The sequence below is a fragment of the Bifidobacterium sp. W8110 genome (genome assembly GCF_016101375.1).
Classification (GTDB): Bacteria; Actinomycetota; Actinomycetes; order Actinomycetales; family Bifidobacteriaceae; genus Bombiscardovia; species Bombiscardovia asteroides.
In genome coordinates, this window is the sequence record NZ_JACFQO010000001.1 from 520395 (window position 1) to 539291 (window position 18897).

Genomic DNA, 18897 nt, shown 5'->3' on the forward strand with positions numbered 1-18897 from the left:
CTTCGCCGGTCACGTGCTGGCGGTATCTTGTAATGTTCCGTCCAAGGCGGCGGAAGGAGCGACCCGGGAGGCAACCCGGATCTGAAAGGCGTACAGATGAGCGATAAGAATGATCTGACTTTCTCGGCGGAGGAATCCCGCATGATCTGGATAGACTGCGAGATGACCGGTCTGGATATCTTCCATGACGAGCTGTGCGAGGTCTCCGTGGTTCCCACCGACTTCAACATGAAGGTCCTGGACAAGGGCATCGATCTGGTCATCAAGCCCTCCCAGGCTGCCCTGGACCATATGGGGGATTTCGTCAGGAAGATGCATACTTCCTCCGGCCTGATCGAGGAGATGAAGACCGGCCTGGACCTGGAACAGGCCCAGCGTCAGGTGATCGAGTATGTCAAGCCCTTCCTGCCCAAGAACGGCAAGGCCCATCTGGCTGGCAACTCGGTGGGTTCCGACAAGAAGTTCCTCGACAGGTACATGCCCGACCTTATGGCTCTTCTGCATTACCGGGTCATCGACGTGAGCACCCTCAAGGAGCTGTCCCGCCGCTGGTACCCGGACGTCTACAAGAACAAGCCAGCCAAGCATGGCGGCCACAGGGCCCTGGCCGACATCATCGAGTCCATGGACGAACTGCGCTACTACCGGTCCATGTTCTTCCTTCCGACTCCCGGACCCGACCAGGCCCAGTCCAAGGCCGGTGCGGAACAGATTGAGCAGACCAGCCTGCTGCGCCATTACGAAGAGTCCGGCAATCCGGTCGAGGATGCCAACAAGCCTGAGAAGACCGACTACTGAAGGGCGTGGCCATGTACCTCTGACGTGGCACCATGGAGGCATGCAGCAATCCGAAGCCTTGACCATATTGAATGCGGGGGCCAATGCCTTCATCACAGGTGCCCCCGGGTCGGGCAAGACCTTTGTGCTCAACGAGTTCGTCGCCCAGGCTCGTCAGGCCGGGGCGGTTGTGGCGGTGACCGCCTCAACCGGCATCGCCGCCACGCACATCAACGGCCAGACCATCCACTCTTGGAGCGGTGTCGGAATCGCCACCTGCATGACCGAATCGCTCTTGAAGCGGATCAAGACCCGCCGTCGCAGACAAATCGAGGGCACCGACATCCTGGTCATAGACGAGGTCTCCATGATGCACGCCTGGCTCTTCGACATGGTGGACCAGGCCTGTAGGGCCGTCCGCCACAGCCCCGAACCATTTGGAGGGATTCAGGTGGTTCTTTCCGGGGACTTCTTTCAGCTGCCTCCCGTGACTCGGTCCAACCGGGCTGCAGGAATACTGCCCAGCCCTGAATTCCAGGCTGCCCGGGAACGTTACGCCCAGGCCGGCAAGGACCCGGATGGGTTCGTCACTGAATCACTGGTCTGGCAGGACCTGGATCCGGTCATTTGTTATCTAACCGAGCAGCACCGTCAGGACGATGGCCAGCTGTTGACCGTCCTGACTGACATCAGGGAGGGTGGCGTGACCCAGGAGGACCATGATGTCCTGGCCACCCGTGTGGGCGCAGTGCCCGCTCCCGGCCAGGTGGCGGTCCACCTCTTCCCGGTCAACAAGCAGGCCGACACGCTCAACGATCAGCGCCTGGCATCCATCGAGGAAGAGGCCCACCATTACCAGGCCACATCCCGGGGCGAGGCAAGGCTGGTGGAGCGGCTGAAGAAGAACATGCTGGCCCCCGAGGATCTGGCCCTGAAGACCGGAGCCGCAGTCATGGCCCTGCGCAACGATCAGGATCATCAATATGTCAACGGTTCTATAGGTACAGTCAGCGGATTCACCAGCTCGGCCAAGGGGGGATGGCCGATTGTCTCCTTCCAGAACGGCAACGTGGTCACCATGAAGCCTGCCGCCTGGGAGACCATGGATGGGGACACGGTCTTGGCCGCCGTCAACCAGGTGCCTCTTCGCTGTGCCTGGGGAATCACCATTCATAAGTCCCAGGGGATGACCCTGGACAGGGCGGTCATGGATCTGAGACGGACCTTCGCGCCGGGGATGGGCTATGTGGCCCTCTCCCGTGTGGAAAGTCTGGATGGGCTCTACCTGACGGGCATCAATGAGCACGCTTTCCTGGTCTCTCCCGATGCCGTCGTTCTGGATGCGGGATTGAGGGCCGAGTCCAAGGCGGCCTGCGCCCGTCTGAAGGATGAGGGTCCTGGGTCCTTCACCAAGCGCGCCGTCGGTCAGGAGCCAGAAGACGAATTCAGCCAGGACGAACTTTTCTGAAGGGTCGTCTTTATCGGTCTTGGCCCGGTGCGCTCATTCGGGCTGCCAGAGGCACCATGACAGACGGACCATGTCTTTAAGGGTGATTCCGTTCTCGACAATGGGTCTCTGGTAGCGGTTTACAAAATAGTTCCGCTCTATGCGGTCCATGCGAAACCCACATGTCTGGTAGAAGCAAAGGGACCCAAAACTGGTGGATCCGGTGCCGACTTCCAGTCTGCTCAGACCCAACCTGACGGTCTCCATCTTGGCTCGGTCTATTAATCTACTTCCGAATCCTTGTCTGCGGTAAGCGCGGTCCACGCTGATGTTGGCGATTTCCAAGGCGTCCGCATCCGGTCTGATAAGCAGCATGGCGCCGGCCAGAGATTGTCCGACTCGTATTTCGTAGGCGCAGGAATGGGCGAAAACGTCATTGATCATCCCTTCTGAAGGATCGGCCTCCAGGAGGAGCCTCATGTGCTCTGTGTCGAGGTTGGTAAAGGTCTGGATGGTCACACCCGGCTCTGATGACATAGGTGCCCGCCTTGTCCTTGTAAATCAGAAAACCTGTTCGATATGTAACCATCATATCTTGGCTGTCTTCATGGGGGAGGGTAGCGCTGGTCAGATGCTGGTTGTCAGGTTGCGGTTTTACCGACTTTTTCCTCAATGCGCGTTTTGATTACGGGTTCGTTTGACGGCCAGGCTCACTCGGACAAACTCATGCGCTGTTAAGGCCGACAGCGTCTCACACCTCCCACAGGCAGCTGTGCCGGCTCTTTATTTCCTGTCCATGATCATTCCCCGGCCTCCTGTGACCGTCCAGAGCAGGACGGCGAAGACTGTCAGGACCGCGGCAATCGTCGGCCAGGCCCCCTGTCCAGGAACGGGTGGTCTGATGTCCTTGGGGTATAGACGGAGCGTCATGCCCATGCCTACCTGCGCACCTTGGCTGGCGATATTGATCACTGCCAGCCCCACGCCCAGCCCAAGCCCATAGAAACGGCCCAGTAATGCGATGCCGAGCATGATTAAGGATGCGTCGACCAGGCCGTTGCAGGCAGCCAGCCTGAGCAGCGACTGTGCGCCGTGGGAGCTCGGTATGGTAAGGAGGAGGCCGAGAAGAAACGGCAGCATCAGCATGCCTGTCCCGGCGGCCAGGGCTCGCCAACGGACGCGCGCCAGGTTCAGGCGCTCCCAGGTGGGCATAAGCGGGGCAAGCATGACCAAGGCGCACGCACTGAACGCTGCGTAGGCCAGTTCGGCCATGGGCACGATACTGGGCACGGCGCTTTTGCCTTGTGGGCATTGGGTGTGCACGGCGCCGTTGAATACCGCTGCATGTGGATCGGGAACGCAGACATACCCGTAATAGGCCGGCCGGGCATAGATCTCCCCGCCGGTAGCGCCAGCGGAGGCGGAGGCGAGCAGGAAGGGCACGGTCGCAGTCAGCAAGACGAATGCCAAGGCCGCCCATGGGCGGCGCCCAGCCAACCATCCGACCGAGATTCCGCCTTTCATGGAACCACGTCGATGCCGGCCGCCCATCAGTGGTTCTTCCCCAGATCATTGATGACATCGGACGGTGTGACGGCGCAGCGTTCAATCCCAGAGAGGTTGCGACGCACGTAGGTATGGAACTCTTCATTGGTAGCGTCGTTAAGCAGATCGGCGGCAGGGCCTCGGGCGCTTCCCATCCCGGAGGATCCGCTCCCTCCGCCCAGCGACTCGTAGACGGTCTCCCTCATGCGCTGGGGCAACTGCTCCAGCACAAAAGCGGTCACGCTGGCGCCGTCATCCAGTGTCCGTTGTTTATACACATTTTTTAGTGCTGTAGCCGCGCAGTCGGCATGAACGAATTCCTTCACGATGGCCTCTGTGACATCAGCTAGGTCGCTGTATCGTCCAGTGCGTTCGGTGACTGTGTCGGTCATTACCTGTATCTTCTTGCCGCCCAGGTGTTCCAGTTCGGCCAGGCCTTGGCCGGTGAGATTCCATGCCTGGTCGTGGGATGTAGGCGTAAAGGCATTGCCCAGCAAAAGCACAAGACCCGATCTGCCCTCTACACTGTCATTGGGGAACCATGATGCGACCGACTGCATATACCGCATGTAGCGTCTCAGCTGGGCATCATCATCCGGGTGGGAGCACACTGACAGGGGCACGCCGTCTATGCTTTTGCAGACAGGGGTGAACGGAGCGGACCGGTGCCATTCTGCTGGGCCGAACATGGTAACCAGGCCCCCGGCAGCAGTCGGAACGAGCAGAAGCACCGCCAATGGGGCGACTATCCATGACAGACCAGGCCGCCACCAGTGCGCGGTCAGCATGCATGCCGCTGTTGACGCGGCCAGCACTACTGCGGCCAAGGCCCAGCGTACTGTCACCGCTGAAGGATTGATACTGAGTCCCGGCTCGGCACCGATGCCCGTGTCCATCACCGGCATCGCCACGGCCAGCGGCGAACCCCAGGCTCGGGGAAACACATCCCCCTTGGGTATGCGCGGCATCAGCAGCACTAGGCTGCCCCAACACAGGGCGGCAGGCAAAAGCGTGGCCGGCACCAGGGACCAGCGGCTGCCCATGATGGCCCCGAGCGCATAACCCAGGGCGAACATGGCCGCCGGCACTGCCATACCCATGAGCAAGGCTCCCACGGGAACCGACCCGCCTGTGAACCGCAGTGTCTGGACGATGGCGGGAAGACAACCTGCCGCATAGGCCAGGGAACTCAATGCGGCACCCTTGAGGACAGGCACGCCATATCTGCGGACAGACGGGCCCCCGATCCAGGGCGGCGCGACCATGGATCGCGGGGAACACGCTTTCCAGGCGCTCCATGCGCCGAACATGCAGGCGATTACATCCGTCACCAGATGCATCCAGGTCAGGTCGAACTGCAAGGCCGCATCTGTCAGTGCCCACGGGGACGCATCTGATTGGCCGACTCCGTAGTTGCGCACCGATAATGCGGCCGGATATGCCATCATCGACAGAAAGAACAACAGCGAGCTCACCGGTGACAGGGGATTGAGAAGCCAGGCCATCATGAGACCTCATCCTGGGCGAATGGCAGGTTTTCGGTCCCTGTCAGCAGCCGTCGATAACCGGATTCCCAAGGCGATGCCATTGAGTCCTCAGGATCGGCCAAGGCGGCGAGATCATCCATGCGTCCGTCCAGGAGCAGATGCCCGTGGTCGAGTACCAGCACGCGGTCGGCGATTGTGGCCAGATCCTCGACCAGATGCGTACTCACCAGCACTGTGTGGCTGTCCGCATATGCATCGAGGAATTTACGTACCTCAATGCGTTGCACCGGATCAAGGCCGACGGTTGGTTCGTCCAAGACAAGCACGTCGGGACGGGCGACAATTGCACACGCGATGCCCGCCCGTTGACGCATGCCACCGGACAGGCTGCGCACCGGGCGGCGAGCTTCCACGGACAATCCCACCTGTTCCAATGCCCACACCGCTGAATCACAGGACGCCTTCCATGGCAGACCGCGCGCCCATGCGGCGTACCGAACATTGCGCATCAGGCTGGAGGCATTCATCAGCTCGAACGATTGCGGCAAATATCCGATTCGGCTCCTGGCCCGACGTCGTCCAGCGCTTGTCAGCACATTCGCTCCGGCAATCCTTACACTGCCCGAGGAAGGACGTGACAAGGTGGTCACAATATTCATCAGCGTCGTCTTGCCGGCGCCATTGGGACCCAAGAGCCCGAATACGCCGTTGCCGAAGCTCAAGGACACATCCGACAGCGCCTGTTTGCGGCCGTAGGAGAAAGACACGTGCGAGAGGGAAACGTCTACTTTATAATTCACCATTGAACCAACTAATAAAAACTTGAACTAATTTTATTTCAAAATATATTTAATTCTATACCAGATAACTGCTTGAGTCAAATCGGCCTGCTTGGCAGGGCAAATGAACGGTATCCGGGAAGATGCGGTCTCCGTATTCCGCGGCATCATGGCTGGCCTCCGGTGCTTCTCCAAGGCGTGACCACCAGGACAATGTAAATGTATGATCAGCGCGATCAATGTTTCCCAGATTTCTGGCTCCCCTTCGGCAAATTGTCACAGGTCACCTTCTATGGCTGCTTGTCCCTTTGCGCGCATATCTTTGGGAGGTATGAGAACCAAAGCCATGCGCATGTCAACCCTCTTTCTGCGGACCCTCAGGGAGGATCCGGCCGACGCCGATGTGGACTCGGCCAAACTCCTGCAGCGGGCCGGTTACGTTCGCAAGGTGGCCCCTGGCATCTTCACCTGGCTACCGCTGGGTCTGAAAGTCCTTGATAAGGTCCAGGCCGTGGTCCGGGAGGAAATTAACGGCATTGGCGCCCAGGAGGTTCACTTCCCGGCCCTGCTGCCTCGCGAGCCCTACGAGGCCACCCACCGTTGGGAGGAGTACGGTGAGAATCTCTTCCGCCTCCAGGACAGGCACGGCGCTGATTACCTGTTGGCTCCCACCCATGAGGAGATGTTCACCCTTTTGGTCAAGGATATGTACTCCTCCTACAAGGACCTGCCGGTGGTTCTTTACCAGATCCAGACTAAGTACCGCGACGAGTTCCGTCCCCGCGCCGGGCTGATCAGGGGTCGCGAGTTCATTATGAAGGACGCCTACTCCTTCACCGTGGACGAGGAGGGGCTGAGGAAGGCCTACCAGGATGAGCGCGGCGCCTATGAGCGAATCTTCAAGCGACTGGGTGTCAATTATGTAATAGTCCACGCGGTCTCCGGGCCCATGGGGGGATCCGAGTCCGAGGAATTCCTGGCTCCACTGCCCATAGGCGAGGACACTTTTGCACTGGCTCCCTCGGGGAAGGCGTGGAACGTGGAGGCGCTGACCACCCCGAGCCCTGAGCCCGTCGACTATGCCGAGACGCCGGCCATGCAGGAGCTGGACACCCCCGACTCGACCACCATCGACACTCTTGTGGAGCGGTTCAACCAGCTGCATCCTCGCGAGGACGGCCGGGACTGGACCGCTGCCGATACTTTGAAGAACCTGATTGTGGCCGTCAAGCACCCTGCGGATGATGACCATCCCGAGGGCTGGCGGGAACTGGTGGCCGTCGGCCTGCCGGGTGACCGCCAGGTGGACATGAAGCGGTTGGAGGCCCAGTTCGCCCCGGCCGAGATTGAGGAGGCCGGTGAGGCTGACCTTGCCGCCCACCCCGAGCTGGTCAAGGGATACATCGGTCCTCGCGTGCTGGGCCCTCAGCGTTCGGACACCGAGTCTGCCGCCCATATCCGCTACTACCTTGACGCCCATGTGGCCCCTGGCTCGGCCTGGGTGACCGGGGCTGATGCTCAAGGCGTGCACTTGGCCAATGCGGTCTACGGGCGTGACTTCCAAGCCGACGGAGTGGTGGAGGCCGCCGAGGTCCGTCACGGGGACATGAGTCCTGACGGATCAGGGCCGCTCAGCTTCGAGCGTGGCGTGGAGATTGGCCAGGTCTTCCAGCTTGGCCTGAAATACTCTGACGCACTGGGTCTGAAGGTCCTGGACAATAACGGCAAGGCGGTACCGGTCTGGATGGGCTGCTACGGCATCGGCATCTCCCGTGTGCTGGCCTGCATTGCCGAGATGCATCACGATGACAAGGGTCTGGCCTGGCCCAAGGCTGTCGCTCCTGCCGCGGTCCATGTGATAGCCACCGGCAAAAAGCAGGAGGCCTTCGATGCCGCAGAGAAGCTGGTCGCCGACCTGGAGGACCGTGGTGTGGAGGTCATCTATGACGACCGTCCCAAGGTATCCCCCGGGGTCAAGTTCAAGGATGCAGAGCTGATCGGGGTCCCCCTGGTCGCTATTGCCGGTCGCGACACCATCGCCAAGGGCACCATCGAGATTCGCAACCGCGACGGTTCTGATGTGCAAGCGGTGCCTGCTGTTCAGGCCGCTCAGGTGATCGTGGATCGGATCGCAGCTCTACAGTAGAGTACACCGCGCTCATAGTTGTTTATCGCAAGCAATATAGAGAGGTGAGGTCGTGGTCACGTCATGATGTACGCGACCACGGCCCCACCCTTTTGGTTGTATTGGTTTGGGTTCAGGGATCTATTTGGTCAGATGCGCAGCAGAATGGGCAGATGATCCTGGCGCTCGCCGGTGTCCACGGGTTCGCTGGTGCTGACCTGGTCAGCGATTCTGTTGGAGGTCAGCCAGTAGTCGATGCGCCAGCCGGAGTTGTTGATCTTGCTCTTTGGGGCACGCTGGGCGAACCAGGTGTAGATGCTGCGGTGGTCATCGTAGAAGCCGGCGGCATCGCCATGGATCTTCCGGAAGGTGTCGGTGAAGCCTGCATCCAGCAGAAGGCCGAACTTCTCGCGCTCCTGATCGGTAAAGCCAGCGGAGTGGTGATTTGAGGCAGGGTTGGCGATGTCGATCTCTTCGTGGGCCACGTTGAAGTCGCCACATGCCAGGACCGGCTTGCGGGTATCCAGTTCCTGCAGGTAGCGACGGTAGCAATCGTCCCAGACGCCGCGTGGCTTGAGCCTGACCAGTCCCGATCCTGAATTGGGGGTGTAGACCGTGGTCACGAAGCAGTCCGGGAACTCCAGGGTGAGCATGCGGCCCTCGTCATCCATCGTATCCGGGGCGCCGATGCGGGGGCGGGTCACGGTAGGCTCCGGCAGGCTCTTGCGGTAGAGCATGAGCGTGCCTGCGTAACCTGTGCGGGCCGGGGCCTCGGAGCGGCGGTCCACCTCCTGGTAATCGGGGAAATAGCGCATGAGCGCCTTAAGGATGCCTGCGGATTTCTTCTGATCGCAGTTGAGTTTGGTTTCCTGGATGGCTACGACATCAGGGTCCAGATCCCGTATGGTCTCCACCACCCTCAGGGAGAGGGCGCTACGGCTGCTTTTGCCCAGCAAGGCGGCGTTGAGCGAATCGATATTCCAACTGACCAGCGTGTGAACCATGACTGCGGGTCCTTCCAAACCGTGCCGATGTATCTGCTCTCACAGTTTAGCCCAGGACCAATGCCCGATGGTCTTGGGCAGTGAAAGCATCGGTAATCATTCCTTCACTGAGATAAGCCGAGTGAATGCCGTCTTCGAACGCTGCTCCCTTGGTTTCTAGCGTCGAACTTGCGGCTTGTTTCCACATCTGCACATCAGCCTTGAACAGAATGATTTGCGCCTGGTGACTGTTCGCGGAGGTTGCGACCTTCTCTGGTTCGGAATGGAGTTGCCTGAGTCTCTCATTCTTTTTGTACAGCCATGTGTTTCCCGACGGATAGTGACTGGTTACGACTGCCCATCTGGAGTGTTCATGAGGTAATCGGACCAGCATCGCTGAAAGCGGCCGGGAACAAGATAATGGGTGGCGGTTTGTTTTATAGCGCAGGCCGCCACCCATTATCGGTGATGGAGTCATAGGAATTAAAAGCCAGCGCCGCCCATAGGCTATTGTCTGGATTTATGTATGCTGTGTTCTGTTCTTCCTGAAGTACCGAATCAACAATGTAACGAGTATGGCAGCTGCCGCCATCCCTGGTATGCATCCCACTATCGCTATACGCCCGCAATTGCTTCTGCAATCATATTGTGTCCACCTCTCTCCTTGAATAATCAACAATTATGAGTCGTCAAGGCATTATCACCATTGACGTTTACCTGCATCCGAGCCGTCCATTTTTCGTTAGCAAGTTTTCCCTTGTTCTCAAGTTTTCATAATTAATGGGGTATATCCACATTGCTTTACCTGACGAAATAGATCTTCCTAGCAATAGACTTATTTCGGATTTTATGGAAGAAAAGTTGGTCTGTCCACAATGTGAGTTTGGCCGTGTTAGTTCGACCACAATGGTCTGCAGGTCGGGTATGGGGACGTGGGCGGAGGCAGGATGGATTCACCGTTCGACGGAGGGTCCCTGGCCGGGGCCTGTCCCTTCCCCCGCTCCGATTATCCGCGCTCTGGTCGGGGATCCTCCGTCGGATGGCCTCACCGCTGCAAGATCAGGAATCGACTGGCAGATTTACAGCGTCGGATTCATAACATCAACAGAGAGGTTCCGGTATGTCCATCAACGAAATAAAAACGACTGTCTTCGGTTTTATGGGGACCCAACCAACTCGTCTGGGACAGCCGGGGTCTACACCTGTCTGCTCCTTCAGGTTGGGCTCTACGCCGGCCTATTACGATGCTGCGGCTGGGGTGTGGAAACGAAAATCCACCACCTGGCTGACGGTCAAAGCCTTCAGGACCCTGGCGGTCAATGCCCTGGCCTGTCTGCACAAGGGCGATCCGGTCATGGTGACGGGATCTTTAGTGACGGAGGAGTGGATCAGCGATGGCCAGCAGCACAGCAGTCTGGTCTTGGTGGCGGATGGCATCGGTCACGACCTGGCCCGGGGGCAGGATACCTTCACCAGGATCCGATCGGGTACTGCGCCTATTGATGAGGGAGCTGACGGTCCGGACCCTTGGACCACGCCGCTTACATCTTCGCCGTCCGAAACTGCCTCCGCGCCGTCTGCGGCCGAGCGGACATCGGTGGAGGTTTCCGATGCCGGATGAGCAAGGTTGTTTCGGTCGAGCAAGACGAAGGCGGGAGGCCGACCGATTCCCGTCGGCCTCCCGCCATGATCAGCAGGCTTATTGAAACCGTCAACCAACCAACGAATGCAATCGAACCGATCTACCAGATCTTGACCCGTGCTTCGGGTTCCAGCCACATACCGTCCTCGGGTGTGACCCCAAAGGCCTGATAGAAGCGGTCCACGTTTCTGACGATGCCGTTGGTGCGGAATTCAGCAGGGGAGTGGGGATCGATCTGCAGATACTGTTCGGCCAGCTGATCCCTGTTCTTGGTCCTCCAGATGGAGGCATAGGACAGGAAGAACCGTTGCAGGCCGGTATAACCGTCCATGACCGGAGCCGAGGCCAGCGCCTGGTCCATAGTCGCATCGTCTGACCCTGCTGTGCCGCCCTCCTTCTTCTGCAAGGAGAGGGCATAGGCCTTGATGGCGATATTGACGCCTCCCAGGTCCCCGATGTTCTCGCCAATGGTCAGGGCTCCATTGACATGAGGTGCTTGCTCGGGCTTGTCGGCGTACTTCTCGGCAAGCTGTTGAGGCACGAACCCGTTGTACTGTTCGATGAGTGCCTTGGTCCGCTGTTCGAAGTTTTGGCGGTCCTGCGGGGTCCACCAGTCCTGCAGACGTCCGTCACCGTCGTACTTGGAGCCCTGGTCGTCGAATCCGTGGCCGATTTCGTGGCCGATGACCGACCCGATGCCTCCGTAGTTGACGGCGTCGTCGGCTTCTGGGTCGAAGAAGGGCGGCTGCAGGATGGCTGCGGGGAAGACGATGACGTTCAGAGTGGGCTCGTAGTAGGCGTTGACCGTCTGAGGGTTCATCAGCCACTCTTCCTTGTCCACGGGCTGACCGGCCTTGCCGAACTGGTAGCCGGACTCGTAGAGGTTGGCCCGTCGCACGTTGTCGACCAGGCCCAGCTTTTCGTCCACAGCCAGCGCCGTATAGTCGCGCCAGTGCTCGGTGTAGCCGATCTTGGGCGAGAATTTGTCCAGCTTGGCCAGGGCCTTGACCTTGGTCTGTTCGCCCAGCCAGTCGCTGGAGGTAATGGAGACCCGATAGGCATCGATCAGGTCTGAGACCAGGGCCTCCATGCGGGCCTTGCTGGAGGCAGGGAAGTGCCGACGCACATATTCGCGTCCGACCTCCTCGCCGCAAATGCCGTTGACCAGGGAGACGGCTCGCTTCCAGCGGTCCCGCATCTTGGTCGTACCTGAAAGGATCTTGCCATAGAAGTCGAACCTGGTCTGATCGAAGTCGCTGCTGAGCAGGCCTGCCCACTCGATCAGGGTGTGTACGCGGGCCCAGAGTTTGAGATCCTCCAGGTCGCTGGTCTTCCAGAGTTCGTTCAAACCCTGCAGGAAGGAAGGTTCGTGCACAATGGTCCTGGACAGGGCTGAGCTCAGATCAACCGGTTGCAGATTGGCGACAGGGCTGACTGCATATGCATTCTGCCAGGACTCGATCCAGGTGTGCAGATCGAAATCGGCGAGCGTTGACTTCAGGTCGGCCAAGGTCGTGGGATTGTAGGTACGATCCTCATCTCGGGTGGATACGTTGTCCCAGTGGCGTGCCGCTATACGAGTCTCGACCTCAAGGAAGGACTCCGCCTGCCTTTGTGCATCCTCCTGGTCGTTGGCGTAGCCGGAGAGCCTGAGCAGGGAGGCCACCATGTCGGTGTAGGCCTGGCGGACCGGGGCGTAGCTCTTCTTCCGGTAGTAGGCCTCGTCGGGAAGTCCAATCCCGGCCTGTTCCATATGAGCCACATTGACGCCGGCGTTGCCTGGATCGCCATAAATGGCGATGCCAAACAGATCGGGTCCGCCCGTAGGGTTGAGCCGACCGAGCAGACTGGTCAGCGCCTTCTTGTCGGACACGGCATCAATGGCCTGCAGGTCGGGGCGGATCGGTGCCATTCCTGCAGCTTCGATGGCATCGGTGTCCAGGAAGCTGCGATAGAGCAGGGCTGACTTGACTGCCGGGGATTCCGGGTCCTCGAGGATTTCATGGATTTGTGCTTCGGCATCTTCGGCAAGCTTGTCGAAGGAGCCGAACCGGGAGCGGTCCTCGGGCAGACTGTAGGTGTCGATCCAAGGGCCGTTGACGAAGCGAAAAAGGTCGTCCTGGGGCCGGATCACCGAAGAGAAGGAGGCCGGATCAAGTCCGGAGGAGGTCGTGGATGCTGTAGATTGTGCCATGGTACAAGCCTAGCCATCTTTGGTGACATGCCATACCCTGTGGTCACCGGCAATCGACTGGCTGGCGAATCATCCGCCGAAGGGAAAAGCCGCGATTGCCTCCGTTGGTGATTTACACTTGGAAGACGGTAACGGGGCGGCCCATTGGCCGCCCTGAGCGAGTGAAAGAGGACGGTATGACGGATCCCATGCAGGGCGGTCAGCCCAATCAGTACGGTGGTCAGGATTCTGGGCGGAATGGCGGCCAATACCAGGATAATTATGGTCAGTTTGGGCAATACCCCGGCTATCAGGGGCGCCCGCCACGCATGGATCCATTCTCCATGATCGCTGAGGATCTGGGATTCAGAACCCTGCGGGCCATCCGCATCATTATGGGCGTCATGGGTGTGATTGGAGTCATTCTGGGCCTGGCCCTTCTGCTCAGGCCGGACAAGACCCTGATCGCCGTGACCGTGGTGCTGGGTATCTACTTCATCATCTCCGGCGTGGTCCGTCTGGCCACCGCCATCGTAACCAAGGGACTTCCAGGCGGATGGCGGGTGTTGGGTGTCCTCTTTGGCGCTCTGATCGCCGTCGGAGGCATTGTCATCGTCAGGAACACGGCCCTGTCCGCTTCTGCGCTGACCCTGCTGGTCACCATCATCGTGGGCATCAGCTGGATCATGGAGGGCGTGATGAGTCTGGCCGCCTCCTGGGGGCTTCCACATTCAGGCTGGGCCATCTTCTCAGGCATTGTCTCCATCATCGCCGGAATCATCGTCATGATCTATCCGCTGAGCTCCGTCATCTTCCTGGTCATCTTCAGCGGGTGCGCTCTTCTGGTGCTGGGTGTCGTCTCCATCATCAGGGCCTTCACCTTCGGCCGGAACTGAGAGCCGGACTCGTCCGACTGACCCGATAATACTGGGAGGTAGTACCTGGGCAGGACCCTGACGGGTGGCACCCGTGGGCACCAATCATGAAAGGACGCAGAGGATGATCGAGCTCAAAACCAAGCAGGAGATCGAACAGATGAAGCCGGCGGGCAGGTTTGTCGGCAGCATCCTCAAGGAGCTCAAGGCCATGAGCAAACCCGGGGTCAACCTGCTGGAGCTGGACAACTACGTCAAGGACAGGATCAACTCCCGTAAGGGGGCAACCTCCTGCTACGTGGACTACGCGCCTGATTTCGGCACAGGCCCCTTCGCCCACTACATCTGCCTGTCTGTCAACGATGCCGTTCTGCACGGGGTTCCGTATGACTACAACCTCAAGGACGGCGACCTGCTCTCCCTGGATCTGGCCATCAATGTGGACGGTTGGGTGGGCGACTCGGCTATCAGCTTCGTGGTGGGCGAGCATGCCGATTCAGAGGATCTGCGACTGATTCGGACTACAGAAGAGGCCCTGAAGGCGGGTATTGCCCAGGCTCAGCCCGGCAACCGTCTGGGTGACATCTCCGCTGCGGTCGGTGAGGTTGCCCATGAAAACGGGTATAGCGTCAACCTGGAGTTCGGCGGACACGGTGTAGGGCGGATTATGCATGGTGATCCCCATGTGCCCAACGACGGCACTCCTCATCACGGCTACAAGCTGCGCCCGGGTCTGGTCATCGCCATTGAGCCTTGGTTCCTGGCGACGACCGATCAGATTTACCAGGATCCCAAGGACGGTTGGACCCTGCGTTCTGCAGACGGGTCGCGCGGCGCCCATAGCGAGCACACCATCGCCATCACCGAGCAAGGGCCTGTCATCCTGACGACCAGGGAATGAGTAGAGGCTGTCCTAGGGCGAAATAGGACTATAGGGGACCCAGGAATGTCCACAATGTGGATGCTCATGGGTCCCTGTTTGATGCCGTCCCTTTCTTTCCTGGCGTTGTTACCCGCAGGCTGGCGTGGGAAGGAAGACAGCCCCGCCCTGGATCAGCGCGTCGTTGCTGGGGGCGACGGATTCCTGCTGACGGTTACAAGCCGGTAATCGAAGTCGTGGTTGTTTCTGCTAGCATGTCGGCAATTCCACGCCGGTACAGGTGCCGGTAGCCTGATTCGGCATGGCCATCGACTCCCACTGGCACCTCACTGGTTGATTAACAGGAGGTGCGTGGTGTCTACAGCACGGTTGTCCATCGATTCCGAACAGGTTGATCTTCCCCTGGTTCGTGCCACCGAAGGGCCCGACGGCATTCTGGTCTCCTCCCTGCGCAACGACGGCTGGGTTACGCTGGATCCCGGCTTCCAGACCACGGCCCAGTGCGTATCGGGAATCACCTTTATTGACGGCAAGCGGTCCATACTGCGCTACAGGGGCTATGCCATAGAGGATCTGTGCGCCCAGTCCAATTTTCTCGAAGTAGCCTGGCTGCTGTCCCATGGCGAGCTGCCTGATGCTGAGCAGTACCAGCGGTTCCGCAGCCATGTCCTGGGTCACACGCTCGTAGGGGAGGACTTCCGTCATCTGCTCTCGTCCTTCCCCCGCCAGGCTCATCCCATGAGTGTGCTGGCTGCGGCGGTCAATGCTCTGGCCGGTTTCCACCCGGACACCTGTGATGTCGACGATCCTGACCAGCTGGATGAGGCCAGCGCCATCATCATGGCCAAGGTGCGCACCATTGTCTCCCTGATCCACCGTCGTCGCCGCGACCAACCCCTGCTTTATCCGGACAGGACCTGGGGCTATGTGGAGGACTTCCTGCGGATGAGTTTCGCCATGCCCTATCAGCCCTATCAGGCCGACCCTCTCAAGGTGCAGGCCCTGGACAAGCTCCTGATCATCCATGCCGACCATGAGCAGAACTGCTCCACCTCGGTGGTTCGAATTGCTGGATCAGCCCGGGCCAACCTGTATTCGGCAGTGGCTGCCGGCATCAATACCCTGTCAGGACCCCTGCACGGCGGCGCCAACGAGGCCGTGCTGCGCCAGCTGAAGAGCATACGGGATTCAGGTCTGGGCGTGCGGGGCTATGTGGATCAGGCAAAGCGTGAGGGGCGGAAAATCGCGGGTCTGGGCCATCGGGTCTATAAGTCATATGACCCGCGTGCGGCCATAGCCAAGCAGTGGCTCTACAAACTCATGGACGAACCCGACCATGATAAAAATGCCGAGGATGCGGAGCTCTTCGACGTGGCCTTGGAGCTGGAGAACCTGGCCTTGCATGACGACTACTTCGTCGAACGCCACCTCTATCCCAATGTGGACTTCTACACCGGGCTCATCTACCGCGACATCGGCTTCGACCCGGAGATGTTCACCACGCTCTTCGCGTTGGGGCGCATCCCCGGATGGATCGCCCAGTACAGGGAGATGCTGGACGATCCTGATACGAAAATCGGTCGTCCCAGGCAGGTCTATACCGGTCAAGGTCCACGCGACTACCTGCCCATGGAGAAGCGCTGAGCCCCACGAACGCCTGGGCTCAGTTGGCGTGCAACCGCTCGTTCAGCTCTACCCCTTTCTTGCGGGGCAGGGCTTTGACCTGGCCGGTGCGGGAGTCGCGGATAAAGAGCAGATGATCCCGTCCGCTGAGTTCCGCGCCCTTGACCACCTGGTCGCCCAGACCGATCTTGGTGCCGGCGGTGACATAGAGGCCGGCTTCGACCACGCAGTCATCGCCCAGGGAGATGCCAATGCCGGCGTTGGCTCCCAGCAAGGAGTGCTGACCGATGGAGACCCGATGGCGACCTCCTCCGGACAGGGTGCCCATGATTGAGGCTCCGCCGCCGATGTCCGAACCGTCGCCGACCACGACCCCCTGGGAGATTCTGCCTTCGACCATGGAGTGGCCCAGAGTTCCGGCGTTGAAGTTGACGAAGCCCTCGTGCATGACGGTCGTTCCTGGAGCCAGATGGGCGCCGAGCCGAATCCGGTCGGCGTTGCCGATGCGTACCCCCTCGGGAACCACGTAATCCACCATACGGGGAAACTTGTCCACACTCAGCACTGTTACCTGCGTCACCGGGATGCCCGGCATGGAGCGGCTGGCTGCTGCCATGACCTCTGACCTGCGCAGGGCGAAGTCCTCCACGGCAAAGGGTCCGTAATTGGTCCAGACCACAGTGGTCAGCTGTTCGAAAATCCCGTCCAGGTTCATGCTGTTGGGCGGGGTCAGGCGCATGCTGAGCAGATGAAGCCGCAGATAGGCGTCGGCGGCATCGGCTATCGGGCCATCCAAATCGGCCACGGTGAAGACCGGCAGCCTTCGGATGCCTCGTGCGTCGGGCTGGGTGTGAACCTGGTCTCCAAAGTCGTGGTTGGGACGGTTGGCTGGGGTCGGCGGTGCGGAGATTTCGGCCTTGGAATACCAGACGTCCAGGGTTCGGCCCTGCTCGTCCTGGCTGGACAGACCCCAGCCCCATGCGGTGCGTGCTGTGCTCATCGTTCCTCCTTCAGGCGGTGCACTTATGTTGACATCAGGTTGTCTTACAGGATAAACCGGTCGACGCTCAAACACAGGCGGTCCGTCCGACAGTCGGGTCTGGGCTGTCGCCGGCCAGGTCCCAGCCGATAGGTAAAATCAACAATTATGAGTGCCTACAGTCATGAGCGGGAGCGCCGGGAGCGTAGGCGCCGCAATACGGCCAGGGCGGTCTGCCTGGTCATCGCTGTGGCGTTGCTGGCCAGTCTTGTCATCCCTGCAATCTTCAGCGGCCTTTGACCTGGCCCGTCCGGTCGGCGGGAATCCGGCCGTCACAGGCCAAGCGGATAGGAACGAAGACGGTGGCCGGCTCATATGCAGCCGGTCTGGAAAGCGGTGAGACGGTATGGCAGAGATGGATTTCGCCCAAGCGTTGGAGCAGGCCAAGGCCAAGTACGAGATGATTTCCAAGGCGCTGGATCCGGAGGGTCTGCGCTCGCGGATTGCGGATTTGGAGCGTCAGGCGAGCGCGCCCGGACTTTGGGATGATCAGGAGAACGCCCAGAAGGTGACCAGCAGGCTCTCGGCCCTGCAATCCCAGCTCAAGCACCTGGAGTCCGCTTCCTCACGGCTGGATGATGTGCAGGCCTTGGAGGAGCTGGGCCGGGAGGAGCATGATCAGGACACACTGGTGGAGGCACGCAAGGAGATCGACTCTTTGAGGTCCGACCTGGCCGACATGGAGATTCAGACCCTGCTGGATGGGGAGTACGACGAGCGCGCCGCCGTCGTCACCATCCGCTCGGGTGCCGGCGGCGTGGATGCAGCCGACTGGGCCCAGATGCTCCTGCGTATGTATATGCGCTGGGCTGAGCGGCACGGCTTCTCCACCAAGGTCATGGACACCTCCTACGCGGAGGAGGCCGGCATCAAGTCGGCCACCTTCCAGGTGGACGCCCCTTACGCATACGGTCGGCTGTCGGTGGAGGGCGGCACCCATCGTCTGGTGCGGATCTCGCCCTTTGACAATCAGGGACGGCGGCAGACCTCTTTCGCTGCTGTCGAGGTCATCCCCCTGGTGGAGCCTACAGACCACATCGACATCCCCGACTCGGACATTCGAGTGGATACCTATTGCTCCTCCGGTCCCGGCGGCCAGGGTGTCAACACCACCTATTCAGCCGTGCGCATCACTCACCTGCCGACAAACATCGTGGTCACCATGCAGGATGAGCGCAGCCAGATCCAGAACCGTGCGGCTGCCATGGCTGTTCTGCAGTCCCGGCTGTTGGTTCTGCGGCACGAGGAGGAAGCCAAGAAGAAGAAGGAGCTGGCTGGCGACATCAAGGCCAGCTGGGGGGATCAGATGCGCTCCTACGTGCTGCATCCCTACCAGATGGTCAAGGATCTTCGCACCGGTTACGAGACCTCGGATACCCAGGGGGTCTTCGACGGTGACATTGACGCCTTCATCGAGGCTGGCATTCGCTGGCGGCATCAGCAGCGGGTCCAGGCTCGCGAGGAGGAAGCCGGCAGGTAGAGCTTCGTCCGGCTCAAGTCTGGTCGGTGTTTCATGAGTGAG

General features: G+C 60.0%; 16 protein-coding genes. 9 read left to right on the plus strand and 7 right to left on the minus strand.

Going from position 1 to position 18897, the window contains the following annotated elements; all coding sequences use genetic code 11:
• The first annotated feature begins 96 nt into the window (after positions 1-96).
• Both orn and H3T88_RS02205 read left to right on the plus strand, forming a co-directional pair.
• The gene (gene orn, locus H3T88_RS02200) at positions 97-798 is read left to right on the plus strand and encodes an oligoribonuclease (RefSeq protein WP_198203367.1); all 702 of its coding nucleotides are present in this window, start codon (positions 97-99) and stop codon (positions 796-798) included.
• Positions 799-838: 40 nt separating this feature from the next.
• Complete coding sequence (locus H3T88_RS02205) at positions 839-2245, plus strand: PIF1 family DEAD/DEAH box helicase (protein WP_198203368.1); 1407 nt, start codon at positions 839-841, stop codon at positions 2243-2245.
• A gap of 33 nt (positions 2246-2278) precedes the next feature.
• Here H3T88_RS02205 and H3T88_RS02210 read toward each other — a convergent pair whose 3' ends face one another.
• The 4 genes from H3T88_RS02210 to H3T88_RS02225 all read right to left on the minus strand — a co-directional run bounded on the left by H3T88_RS02210 (position 2279) and on the right by H3T88_RS02225 (position 6059).
• Positions 2279-2761: a GNAT family N-acetyltransferase gene (locus tag H3T88_RS02210; protein ID WP_198203369.1), complete on the minus strand. Its 483-nt coding sequence runs from the start codon at positions 2759-2761 to the stop codon at positions 2279-2281.
• 246 nt (positions 2762-3007) lie between these two features.
• Positions 3008-3748: a hypothetical protein gene (locus H3T88_RS02215; RefSeq protein WP_198203370.1), complete on the minus strand. Its 741-nt coding sequence runs from the start codon at positions 3746-3748 to the stop codon at positions 3008-3010.
• A 26-nt stretch (positions 3749-3774) separates the two neighbouring features.
• The gene (locus tag H3T88_RS02220; RefSeq protein WP_198203371.1) at positions 3775-5100 is read right to left on the minus strand and encodes a hypothetical protein; all 1326 of its coding nucleotides are present in this window, start codon (positions 5098-5100) and stop codon (positions 3775-3777) included.
• Between the two features lie 173 nt (positions 5101-5273).
• The gene (locus H3T88_RS02225; protein ID WP_198203372.1) at positions 5274-6059 is read right to left on the minus strand and encodes an ABC transporter ATP-binding protein; all 786 of its coding nucleotides are present in this window, start codon (positions 6057-6059) and stop codon (positions 5274-5276) included.
• Positions 6060-6366: 307 nt separating this feature from the next.
• Here H3T88_RS02225 and H3T88_RS02230 point away from each other — a divergent pair, with 307 nt between their 5' ends.
• Positions 6367-8181 (plus strand): proline--tRNA ligase, encoded by a 1815-nt coding sequence (locus H3T88_RS02230; protein ID WP_198203373.1) that lies wholly within the window; start codon positions 6367-6369, stop codon positions 8179-8181.
• 128 nt (positions 8182-8309) lie between these two features.
• Here H3T88_RS02230 and H3T88_RS02235 read toward each other — a convergent pair whose 3' ends face one another.
• Positions 8310-9164: an exodeoxyribonuclease III gene (locus tag H3T88_RS02235; RefSeq protein WP_198203374.1), complete on the minus strand. Its 855-nt coding sequence runs from the start codon at positions 9162-9164 to the stop codon at positions 8310-8312.
• A 1099-nt stretch (positions 9165-10263) separates the two neighbouring features.
• Between H3T88_RS02235 and H3T88_RS02240 the strand changes: the two genes are divergently transcribed.
• Positions 10264-10764, plus strand: a complete 501-nt coding sequence (locus H3T88_RS02240) for a single-stranded DNA-binding protein (protein WP_198203375.1) — start codon at positions 10264-10266, stop codon at positions 10762-10764.
• 121 nt (positions 10765-10885) lie between these two features.
• On the opposite strand, the gene H3T88_RS02245 is transcribed toward H3T88_RS02240, so the two are convergent.
• Positions 10886-12979, minus strand: coding sequence for a M13 family metallopeptidase (locus H3T88_RS02245; protein ID WP_198203376.1), 2094 nt, complete (start codon positions 12977-12979; stop codon positions 10886-10888).
• A 176-nt stretch (positions 12980-13155) separates the two neighbouring features.
• Between H3T88_RS02245 and H3T88_RS02250 the strand changes: the two genes are divergently transcribed.
• From H3T88_RS02250 to H3T88_RS02260, 3 genes are all read left to right on the plus strand, one after another.
• On the plus strand, positions 13156-13854 hold the full coding sequence (locus tag H3T88_RS02250; RefSeq protein ID WP_015022228.1) for an HdeD family acid-resistance protein: 699 nt from the start codon (positions 13156-13158) through the stop codon (positions 13852-13854).
• A gap of 103 nt (positions 13855-13957) precedes the next feature.
• Positions 13958-14734, plus strand: a complete 777-nt coding sequence (gene map, locus H3T88_RS02255; protein WP_198203377.1) for a type I methionyl aminopeptidase — start codon at positions 13958-13960, stop codon at positions 14732-14734.
• A gap of 333 nt (positions 14735-15067) precedes the next feature.
• Positions 15068-16357, plus strand: coding sequence for a citrate synthase (locus tag H3T88_RS02260; RefSeq protein WP_198203536.1), 1290 nt, complete (start codon positions 15068-15070; stop codon positions 16355-16357).
• A 19-nt stretch (positions 16358-16376) separates the two neighbouring features.
• Here H3T88_RS02260 and dapD read toward each other — a convergent pair whose 3' ends face one another.
• Positions 16377-17336, minus strand: a complete 960-nt coding sequence (dapD, locus tag H3T88_RS02265) for a 2,3,4,5-tetrahydropyridine-2,6-dicarboxylate N-succinyltransferase (RefSeq protein ID WP_198203378.1) — start codon at positions 17334-17336, stop codon at positions 16377-16379.
• Between the two features lie 147 nt (positions 17337-17483).
• Here dapD and H3T88_RS08790 point away from each other — a divergent pair, with 147 nt between their 5' ends.
• Positions 17484-17615, plus strand: a complete 132-nt coding sequence (locus tag H3T88_RS08790) for a hypothetical protein (protein WP_255297770.1) — start codon at positions 17484-17486, stop codon at positions 17613-17615.
• Between the two features lie 106 nt (positions 17616-17721).
• Positions 17722-18855: a peptide chain release factor 2 gene (gene prfB / locus H3T88_RS02270; protein ID WP_015022223.1), complete on the plus strand. Its 1134-nt coding sequence runs from the start codon at positions 17722-17724 to the stop codon at positions 18853-18855.
• Positions 18856-18897 lie beyond the last annotated feature (42 nt).